The organism is Variovorax sp. GrIS 2.14 (assembly GCF_046115955.1).
Taxonomy (GTDB): domain Bacteria; phylum Pseudomonadota; class Gammaproteobacteria; order Burkholderiales; family Burkholderiaceae_C; genus Variovorax.
Genome location: NZ_JBJXIA010000058.1, coordinates 1 through 6928, shown reverse-complemented (window position 1 = coordinate 6928; position 6928 = coordinate 1). Strand labels below are relative to the sequence as shown.

Annotated in this window: 8 protein-coding genes; 5 read left to right on the top strand and 3 right to left on the bottom strand. The window is 57.0% G+C overall.

The window, feature by feature from the left end; translation table 11 throughout:
- Window positions 1–55: 55 nt before the first annotated feature.
- The 3 genes from RCH10_RS26960 to RCH10_RS26950 all read right to left on the bottom strand — a co-directional run bounded on the left by RCH10_RS26960 (window position 56) and on the right by RCH10_RS26950 (window position 3378).
- A complete protein-coding gene (locus RCH10_RS26960) occupies window positions 56–934 on the bottom strand; it encodes a hypothetical protein (RefSeq protein WP_409054757.1) in 879 nt (292 codons plus the stop codon).
- A gap of 53 nt (window positions 935–987) precedes the next feature.
- Window positions 988–2037 (bottom strand): TIR domain-containing protein, encoded by a 1050-nt coding sequence (locus tag RCH10_RS26955; protein WP_409054756.1) that lies wholly within the window; start codon window positions 2035–2037, stop codon window positions 988–990.
- A 342-nt stretch (window positions 2038–2379) separates the two neighbouring features.
- Window positions 2380–3378 carry a GIY-YIG nuclease family protein gene (locus RCH10_RS26950; protein WP_409054755.1) on the bottom strand — a complete coding sequence of 333 codons (999 nt, stop codon included), beginning with the start codon at window positions 3376–3378 and terminating at the stop codon, window positions 2380–2382.
- A gap of 705 nt (window positions 3379–4083) precedes the next feature.
- Between RCH10_RS26950 and RCH10_RS26945 the strand changes: the two genes are divergently transcribed.
- From RCH10_RS26945 to RCH10_RS26925, 5 genes are all read left to right on the top strand, one after another.
- A complete protein-coding gene (locus RCH10_RS26945; RefSeq protein WP_409054754.1) occupies window positions 4084–4536 on the top strand; it encodes a CBS domain-containing protein in 453 nt (150 codons plus the stop codon).
- Window positions 4537–4712: 176 nt separating this feature from the next.
- Window positions 4713–5090 carry a succinate dehydrogenase, cytochrome b556 subunit gene (sdhC, locus tag RCH10_RS26940; protein WP_409054753.1) on the top strand — a complete coding sequence of 126 codons (378 nt, stop codon included), beginning with the start codon at window positions 4713–4715 and terminating at the stop codon, window positions 5088–5090.
- Complete coding sequence (gene sdhD / locus RCH10_RS26935; protein ID WP_409054752.1) at window positions 5087–5422, top strand: succinate dehydrogenase, hydrophobic membrane anchor protein; 336 nt, start codon at window positions 5087–5089, stop codon at window positions 5420–5422. The genes sdhC and sdhD overlap by 4 nt, the downstream gene beginning before the upstream one ends.
- A gap of 40 nt (window positions 5423–5462) precedes the next feature.
- On the top strand, window positions 5463–6200 hold the full coding sequence (locus RCH10_RS26930; protein ID WP_409054751.1) for a succinate dehydrogenase iron-sulfur subunit: 738 nt from the start codon (window positions 5463–5465) through the stop codon (window positions 6198–6200).
- Between the two features lie 55 nt (window positions 6201–6255).
- Complete coding sequence (locus RCH10_RS26925; RefSeq protein WP_409054750.1) at window positions 6256–6654, top strand: hypothetical protein; 399 nt, start codon at window positions 6256–6258, stop codon at window positions 6652–6654.
- Window positions 6655–6928 lie beyond the last annotated feature (274 nt).

Sequence of the window (6928 nt, the reverse complement as noted above, 5' to 3'; positions counted from 1 at the left end):
TACACTTATCCACAGCCGACCATCACGGCGTCGGCTTCCACCCCTGGCTCACGATTCAATTGGCGCGGTGGCTCACTTCTACTTCGGCGCGGACATCTTTCACGATATCGAGATAGAACGCTCTATGCTCTGCCTCGAACCATTGAACGTTCGCACCATGCAACCGGCCGTAGTCCTCAAGCGCACCAGCGAACGAGGACGACGTGAGGAATCTGATTCGTGAAAAACTTTCGCGCTTCGCGACGATGTAGCGCGCAATGTACTGATCCGAATCCAGCTTCGTGCTAGTGATGTCCTTTCCCTTGGCAGCGAACATCAAGCGATACATGTCGGAGCCGACCACTGAAATTAGGTTGAACTGATATACGGCCTTGGTCTTTTTGCGAGCTGGCAATGATGAGAGCTCATAGGCCTGAGCTTTGACGAGCGATGTCAGAGCGCTAAATATCGCCTTGTCATTCTTTGGAGCGCCGCTAGATTTGCTCATCTCTTGGAAAGCGAAGACCTCCACCTGCGGATCGGCAGCGGCTTCTTTCACGCCAAGCGATCGAACGCCAGAGTGATATGCCTTGGCTTTGCCCGGCTGAGTGAGCTGATGCGTGACCGCTGGATCGTTTGACCATGCATGCAACGGCCAATAGTCGGTGTTTGGGTCTTTAAGATTGATGTCGCGTGCAAGTAGCGCCCACGCGTTTTCCTCGCTTTTCTTACAGCTGATGACGAGTGTCGTGTATAGCTCGACCTCATCGTTGTCAAAACGCGTGACGCGATACGCGAGCAGATCCATTTCGCGCGGCGTTTCTTCGTTGTCATCGATGTAATACTTGCCGCTGATGACGGTCCAACCTTTTGACTTGAGCGCCTGCGCAATTTCGTGCTCAAGCACAAAACCGATCTTTGATATCTCCGAGGAGATGAGCTCTCCGAATTTCACTCGGTGTCCTTGCTATTTTTTAAAAGGCGCGCGCGCGGCGATCTGAACACGGGCTAGCTCCAGTCTTTAAGGACATAGCCGCATGCTTTTAGTTCTTTCGCCACTTCGATCTTCCAGCCGCCAGAGCCATCAAGCCCCACATAGACGACGCCGCTAATGTCGTTCGGCGTTTCTATTTCGCCTTTGACGAGCGCGCATACGTTTTCGCGGCCAAGCTTGGCCATTAGATATCCGTGTTCAAAGACCACGTTTTGACGGGCGCGGTTTCTCGGCGGAACCTTCGTTTCATGAACGCCGCGCCCAACGTCGCAGGCGGTATACAGGACCAGCGCAAAATCCGAATCGTTCGAATAGTGTTCGATCTTCTCAATGATCGTCATGCCTGAGCTTGCCTGCTCGTGAAGAATTATCGGCACCAGGCCGCGGTCCGAAATAAAGCGCGCCACCTCCTGCTTCGCTTCGTTATCTCGGCCATGGACGATAAAAACCTTGCGCTTGTTCCGCGTCACCGGCTCACTGGGCTCGAATTCCACATCGTCGTCAAGGTCGGCCAGAATAGACGGAATAAGTGACGCGGCTGGTTTAGCCGCCCATGGTGGAGGCTTAGGCGCCGGCGCTTTATTGCCAAATTCCAAGAAATCGAGCAGAGGCGTGAATTGCTCTGAGATATACGTTCGGCGCTCTGCATAGGTCTTGAACTTTGGCTGGATGAAATTCCAGAATCCTGAAAGGTCGCGGCACGTTCTAACGAAGGTTGGGACTAGATCGCCGCTGTCGGGCAAGCTCAGAAGCTCGTGCCTAAGCGCCTTGTATTCGTTCGCATCCGCGTTGCTGCCGCTGCTGGTCGCGTGCGAGGTGAGCAGGCTCGCCAAATAGTTGGCCTTTTCAAAAGGCGTTCGTAGATGCTCTAGGCTCATCGTCGTCCCCTCCGGGTTTTGTTGGCGAAGTGTATGTGCGCCCGAGTTCGTCGGCGCGGCAGAAATCTCCGAGCAGCTACGACCTTTTGATTGGCAGCCCTCGTGCTTTTCGACCGCTAGGAGCCATACGCGGCTGGGCTGGTAGGTCGGATCGGGTCGCTTCAGGATCGGCCAGCCCCGGGCCATCGGACGCTGCGGCGCAGCGGCTCTAGTCGCCTGCTCCTACCCACCGCCGCGCAGTCCGCTAGAGTACGTAGTGTCCAGATCGCGGCATGGCAGGGGCGGCAGAACCACCCTCCGTACGCGGCGAGTGGATTTTGGGGAGAGCAACCCCAAGCCGCAGCCCTCTACAGAGGGAAGTATCGATTTTGATCGACAACATTTCATGCGTTGGCGAAGCATCGGCAACAGATTTCTCTGCGATCGGTCTTTCTGCTGCCTTCGCAACGAGAAGCTTCCGTTCAGCGACCAGTCTTCCAGAGCTCCTGCGCCGTCCGGGCGGCATCGGATAGACGGAAATGGCTCATGTCACGAAGCATCGGTACTGTCTTCAAAGTCGGTCGCGGCGGCTTCGGGCGCCAACGCCTTCACCTGATCTTCCAACCATTGGCCGTAAGTGCGATCGGTGCCGTCCTCGTGCCAATGCAAACGTCCATTGGCGTTGCGTCCCGACACGACAGCTGCTGCAGCGCTGGGGCTGGAGAATGCGTAGTCTCGAGTGAAAATGTTGAATCTGCCGTCAGGCGTCGGTGCAAGCACGCTAGCCTGGACCAACTCTTTGAAGAGGGCCGTGTACCCGCCTTCGACGCCCTCCCAGTTGAGCCGCGCCATGGAGCCCTTGGACACTACGAACTCACCGTTGATCTGCCGCCCCTTCGCGGTGATGCCAACAGTCTTGAGGTCGCCATTGAACAGAGGTGACACGGTGGCTGGCGTTGCACTTGCGCTCGCGCTAAATCCGGGAACCACAGGATCCGTCTGCGAGCCGGCTGCAGCAACGCTCGGCGGCGCGCGGAAAAAGTCCATACCGATCACTGGCAAGATGGTTAGCACCTGTGCAAGGAAAAACTCCATGTCTGCCAGATCGGGTTCTGGGAGGGCGTCTGCCTTGTCTGCCTTTACGTTCTGCACGACGGCCCGCAACGCTTGTCGACCTAGCTCGATCAGCCGTCCTTGCAAGTGAAATATGTGCGCGCTGGTGAGGTTGGGGTCTTTGCTGGTGATGATGCACGCTCGCTCCCAAAAGTCCTTGCCATTTTCTTCTTCAGGCTTGTTATGTTGAATAAGTCGGCGGCTGGCTTTACTGGTTTCACCGATGTAAATCTCGGTCTGCAGGCTGGCACCTAGATCCGGCCCGGCCAATATATAGAGAGCCGGCCGACCACTCTCTGGCCGCTGGATCAATTCCGCCAATCGACTGCGAGGGCCGACTAGCACATGGCCCGTCCAATTCATGATCTCGGCAGTTAGTAGTCCGTTGGCGGCTCCGTCTACCAGGAAGAGCTTTAGCGTGCGACCGGTGTTCATTAATTCTTCTTGATGTGTTGAGGGTTTTGCACACGCGCAAAGGCGAGGGTGGCAAATGCTACTAAATCGGTGGAGACTTGTTGCCGACTTCGAAAGGCTCTTTTCGGAAGGCGCTTTTCAACGCGGTACGGGCAAATCGATATAGGGTTCCACGGGAAGGATTTTGTCGGTAGACGATCGCTGTTGGCCTCGCTGGTCACAACGCGACAGCTGCATTACTCTCGTCTTCCGACGTGGTTGGTTTTGTGGATGACAGGAGTCAAGTCTCGATCCGTCCGAATGCATCGACCGCTTTGTTCTAGAAAAGTGCGTCACCTCGGCGCTGGCTAGCTGAAAAAAGTTGAAGTCGCTGCGGCCGAGGTCCAAGCGCAGGTCGACCTCAAGCAATCTGGAGGCTGAGCCAAGAGTCGGGCTAGTGGCGCAGGTCCGCTCAACATCCGATAAGCCGGTGTTATCGGCGGTGCATATGCGATCAAGAGCGATGCGTGCCCATTGTCAAGCGACATCAGTAACTGCCCCCAGGGGGGGGGGGCAGTTTGTCGTGTCGCCTCACACCCATGGGTGATGACGAGACAGATCAGACTGGGGTTGGTCAATCCGGAAAGTGCCAAGCATCCTTGTGCCAACGAATGATGAAGAACCAACCAGCGAATTCCATCGGGGACTCCAGGGTGTGAACTGGACTTTGCGTGGCAAGATCACAAAATGAATACAAAGCTGGTCAGCGGCATCGAAGCGGTATCGCGGTCTCGACTGGCCACGGTCGGTCCCAATACGTTGGTTTCCGACGTTGCCAAACTTCTTTCCGACACCCAGATAAGTCTCGTCGTCGTCTGCGATCCTGACGGGGCCATGGCTGGCATCATCACCAAAACGAACATTGTCCAGCGCATCGGTCATTGCCAGGGAGCAGGCTGTATGAGCGCGGCGGCTGAACTGATGACGCGGGATGTCACCTACTGCCGTCCGGGCGACGGTTTGCACGACGTTTTGTCGTTGATGGGGAAGTGCGGCTTTGTACACATTCCCGTCGTCGACGAGCACTTCAGGCCATTGGGAGTCTTGAATGCGCGAGACGCGCTCCGAGCGTTGTTGGCGGAAGAAGAATACGAAGAGGCCCTTTTGCGGGATTACGTTATGGGTGTCGGGTATCGATGACGAACTACAAAACATCGAGCCTGAAGCAAGACTCCTCCGGCGGCCCGGGCGTGTATTTGCGATGAGCTGCCTCGGCTCTGCGGCTCAGACCCTAACATCGCGCCCGCTGTGCGCGCTGACCTGAGCAGTCGGCGATCAACGGGCCCCGACCTCCCTAGTTGCTCAAAGGACACCAGATGCCTCAACCCTCACGCCAAGCATTCCTCAATCCTCTGCAGATAAAAATGCCGGTGGGGGCCTGGACGTCCCTCGGCCATCGAATAACCGGCATTCTCCTCGCTGCAGGCTTGCCGCTCAGCGTCTACCTAGTGGATCGTTCAATGCGGAGCGAGCAAGCCTTCGCGGACGTCAGCGCAATGTTCAAGATGTTGCCGGTCAAGGGCCTCGCAGTGATCCTGCTCTGGGCGCTTTCTCACCACCTGCTTGCCGGCGTTCGCCATTTACTGACCGACTTCAACCTGGGCTCGCCGCTGCGTACAGCGCGCCGCACCGCTTGGTTCGTGAACCTGGGTGCGATTGCCGTCACTCTTGTTGCGGCAGGCGTTCTGCTGTGAGATTCCGAGCTACAGGGCTGACGGCGTGGTGGGTGCAACGCGCAAGCGCCATTTACATGCTCCTCTTCATCCTGTTTCTGTTCGGCTCCTTGCTACTTCATCCGCGACACTCTTACACCGAATGGAGAGGCTGGATCGGTCATCCCGGCATGACCACTGCAATCCTGGCCTTTTATGCCGCATTGCTGTCGCACGTGTGGGTCGGGTTGCGAGATGTGCTGATCGATTACGCTCGGCCGGAAAGCCTGCGCCTTCTCCTTCTGCGCATCGTCGGTGCTGCGCTCTTCGGTATCGCAGCTTGGGTACTCTGGATTTTTTTGCGACACATCTGACATTTCTTCCCGCTGGCATGCGCGCCCACTGGAGCCCCACATGAAACTTTCGATCTCCCGCTACAACCCTGAACATGACGAGAAGCCATACATGCAGGACTATGAGATTGAACTCGTAGAAGGCGATCACATGTTGCTGGACGTGATCCTGCGGCTTAAACGCCAGGACAACACATTGACGTTAAGAAAATCCTGCCGCGAGGGAGTCTGCGGATCCGACGCGATGAACATCAACGGACGAAACGGTCTGGCTTGCATCACACCCGTGCGCAGCCTGAAAGAACCGGTGGTCCTGCGCCCGCTGCCGAGCTTTCCGATCATCCGGGACCTGGTGGTCGACATGACCAACTTCTTCAAGCAGTATCACTCGGTCTCTCCGTATCTGATCAACGCGGAACCTCCACCGGAAAAGGAAAGGCTTCAGTCGCCTGCGGAGCGTGAGAAACTGAACGGCGCCTACGAGTGCATCATGTGCGGCTGCTGCAGCAGCCAATGCCCCTCTTTCTGGTGGAATCCCGACAAGTTTGTTGGCCCAGCCGGCCTGATACAGGCCTACCGGTTCATCGTCGACAGCCGCGACCATGCAACCAAAGAGCGCCTGGACAATTTGAACGATGCCTACCGTCTGTTTCGTTGTCGCACCATCATGAACTGCTCCGAGGTGTGCCCCAAAGGGTTGGAGCCAGCGCTCGCGATTGAAGAAATCAGGCTGAAGATGTCAGGGATTCCGGTACAAGGAGGCGGGCTCCAAATGCATCACCCGAAAACACCCAAGTAGCGGATGCCGCGGCCGGTTTTGATGGGGCAAGCAACCTTTTACCAACGAGGACTCGATGGACATGGCAAACAAGTCGTCGACGCATCCGCCCAAAGCGGGCAATTCTGTTTGCCAGCCAGTGCTGGGCAAACCAAACTCGCGGCTGGAAAGCGACAGTGGCCCCGTTCCTAACCACGCAGCGGACGGATCGACGGCCGGTGACAGGCAAGCAGAAGTACACCTGACAAATGCGGAGTTGGTGCAGCTACAGATTCGCGTGATCGCGCTCGAAAACCTGGTGACCGCTCTTCTCGCCAACGCACCCGATCAGACGCACGAGCTAGCGCGCGAGATTGCGGCAAACATTTCTCCCCGTCCGGGCCACACTCCCCATCATCTGACCATACATGCTGCAGCGCAAATGGTCCATCTGGTTGAGAGATCCGCCTTGCTTCGGAACAAGGCGGATTCGTAAGAACACCCGCCCTGCAACTCGGCGGGCGGGGACTGGCGGTCAACGGTCATCAGAGGGGCAAGACGCTGCAGGACTGCAGGGTCACTTGCGGCGAACGGCGCTTCAAGCGAGTGGCCTCCATACAACCTGACAGGTCCCGCCGCGCATCCGATTAAAACGGGCGAACTTCACGCTGCGTTGCTGAGCAACGGCGTCTGCATCGTTTATTTTTCGCCGGCGCTTGCTTTTCGCGCGTAGAACGCCGCAACGTCTTGGATCTCCGCCTCTGTCATGG